We start from the raw sequence: 2,985 nt of genomic DNA, 5'->3' as shown, positions 1-2,985 counted from the left end.
TGGCGGTGCTGGTGCTGGTGGTGCTGGTGTTGGTCGCATACCCGGTCGAGAGCTGCGGGCAGGATCGAGCAGAGCCTCGCTCAGGGTGACGTCCGACCCGAAGCCGGAACCCGACACGCGGCCGTCCGGGCCCAGAAGCAGGACCCTCACCGGGAAATCCTCGTACTGCCCGGTCGGCGCCTCCTGCACCACACCGTCATTCAGCCGGATGAAGAAGACCGTCCCTTCCTGATTACGGAGCGCCTCCACCACCAAACGATTGCCCTCGCCCGAATACATGAACGCGGTACTACCCGGACCGAGCCGAGTCACTGCGACGGCCGCCGCACCATACGAGCCCTCCACCCACACCTGGGCGTCATGCGCGTCCAAGAACGCGTCCAACGAGTTCTCCTCGACCGCACTCCCGTAAAGCCACCAGTCCAACCACACCAACCGCGCCACCGGATCCGAACCCGCACCGTCCAGAATCGCCGCGACATCCCCAGCAAAACGAGCCACAGGATCAGCAACCACAGGACGAGCGACACCAATACCCGACCCGACCAGGGCATCCCCCTGCAACACCGGCAACTCACCGACACCCCGCTGCACACCAGCAACCGTGCCCGGCCCCGTTGAGCTACCAACCCACGTCAACGGCCCAGCACCACGGACGACCAGCCTCCAACCCGGCTCCGCCTCCTCGTCCACGTCTGCGAGGGCGGTAAGTATCCCGATAGCGGCAAGCTCGTCGTTAACGTGTCGGATAAGCGCTCCGGGGTTTTTTGATCTGATTACTGTTGCGATTTTCTCCTCAGTGACGGTGCGGCCTTCCGCCTCCAGCAGCAGGCGCAGGGCACCGGCCATTTTGGAACCCAGATGCTTCGGCTTGCGGTAGTTCGGATCGGGTTGGCTGGGTTTCAGGAAATCGGTGTGGGTCAGTGTGAGCCCTCCCCAACTGATCCACGGTCCGACCTCAGGGTGGACCAGCCTCCAACCCGCCCCCTCACCCTCACCCTCTTTGACAATCTGCCAGCCGGGGGGGAGCAATCTTCGGAGATCCGCCGTGAGATGTTTGGCATCTTTTGTGCCGGTTTCCCTCACAAAATCGTTTTCGGTGACGGTGCGGCCTTCCGCCCCCAGCAGCAGGCGCAGGGCACCGGCCTCCTTGGGGCCCAGATCCTTCAAATGGGAGTCGAGGTATTTCAGGGAATCGGTGCTGGTTACTGTGAGCCCTCCCCAACTGATCCGTCCGACATCAGGGTGGGCCAGCCTCCAACCCGAAACCGCACCACCTACAACCTCCCAGCCGGTTCCTTTGGGGAGGTTGCGACGTCGGATAGAGAGAATTTGGACTTGGGCATTTGTTGTGCCGGTTTCCCTCTTAATAACGTCTGCGGTGACGATGTGGCCTTTCTGCGCCATGAGCAGGCGCATGACCTGTACCCAGATGGACGCAGGACCTTGGTGAGACCGACCGCGGCGGGCGTCCGCGGATGGCGCGCCAGCCGGGCGGGGTTTGGTGTATTCCAGGCGCTCGGTGTTGAGGTTCAGTGTGAGTGTTTCGTAGACCAGGGTGTTGGGGGTGATCGTGTTTCTGGCATGGCTGAAACCGATGGCGTCGTAGTGGTTGGGGGTGTGCCACAGGTGTAGCGCTGGGGTGTCGGGGCTGGTGTTACGGGTGCCGGCGTGTAGGTATCCGTCGTGTTGTGCGGGGCTGGAGATGCGCAGGGGCAGGCCGAGGACGTCGGCGAGAAGGACGTTGTATCCGTCGCCGAAATCGCTGGCCCCGGTGGAATCCCAGTTCCGTACCGCGGCGGCCAGCCCTTCACGGTGTGCTGTGTCGGGAGTCCAGACATCGGGTGGGGGAATTCCCCGCATGGTGAGAGCGCGACGGATGGCGTAGTCGCCGAGGGTGCCTCCCCGCGACTGGCTGGTGATCATGTCAGCGATCCGGTCGGCGATGTCTTGTCTCACCTCAGCCAGACCGGGTTGGTTCAGCAGTCGCGATCCGCTGCCGGGGTGAGCCACCAGCTGGCGGGCCAGGGTGTTCAGCCAGTTCACGCTGGTTGGGGTGAGGCCGGGCACGACATTGGCCAGCTGGGCCGGGGCAGACAGGATCGTGGAATCAAGCAGACACCACCCGCTGGGAGCCACCGCCTGCACCCTGTCGGGGGTGGAACGTGGGACTTCCGTGGTGATCTGGTCGATCACCTGGCGGACCGCCTCACGGGGCAACTCGTCGCGCCACTGCGGTAATGGGACGGCTTCGCCGCGATTGTCGCGGTTGATGAGCACCCAGCCCTCCGATGAACGCAGCGGCCACCGCGCCTCACCGGGCTCCACCGAACCCGTTCCAGACCCGGGGGGTGGACTCAACACGAACTCGTGGCGTGCCTCCCGGCGCGGCAGGCTCTCCAGCGACGTGGCGTCAGTGACGATGTGAAGAAGCGCCCCGTCGGAGGGACCCACCCCCGGCAGCGGGATACGTATAGTGGCGATCGGCACGCGTATCCCCGTACGAGGGACCTCCGCGAACGGACGGCTTCGCCGAAGGGCGTGCCGATACAGGCCGGCCAGATCTCCCGGGCCGAGCACAGTCGACTCGTCCACCGGGCGGACGTCGCCGGCGTCGATGAGCACCCAACCGGTGTCAGAAACCGGGTTGCCCCCGATGAGGCGCGCGATAGCCGGACCCCACTGCGACGACTGCGGGTGCAGCACGATCATGTTGTGCTGCCTGGCCATAGCCGCCAAATCGGGGTTCTCCTGCTCCAAGAGCACAAAACCCGCCATCGGCAGCTGCGAGAGCTTCTCCGCGAGCTCAGCGACCGTCACGTCGCTGGGCACCCACACAACCGACACCCGGTCTTCACCACGGACACCCGACACGGACCGAACCACAATCCCCAGTCGCGCCGCCGGCGCTGGTGCTGCCGGCGCTGCCGGCGCTGCCGGCGCTGCCGGTGCTGGTGCTGGTGGTGCTGCCGGCGCCCCCGGCGC

The 2,985-nt window shown here is 65.3% G+C and carries 1 protein-coding gene; it reads right to left on the bottom strand.

Going from position 1 to position 2,985, the window contains the following annotated elements; translation table 11 throughout:
• A partial coding sequence (locus A6A27_RS07415; protein ID WP_198940225.1) for a hypothetical protein occupies positions 1–2,832 on the bottom strand: 2,832 nt, incomplete at its 3' end.
• Positions 2,833–2,985: the final 153 nt, after the last annotated feature.

This window comes from Micromonospora sp. CB01531 (assembly GCF_001905095.1).
Lineage (GTDB): Bacteria > Actinomycetota > Actinomycetes > Mycobacteriales > Micromonosporaceae > Micromonospora.
Note: the sequence above shows the minus strand (reverse complement) of the source record. Positions and strands in the feature narration are given on the sequence as shown.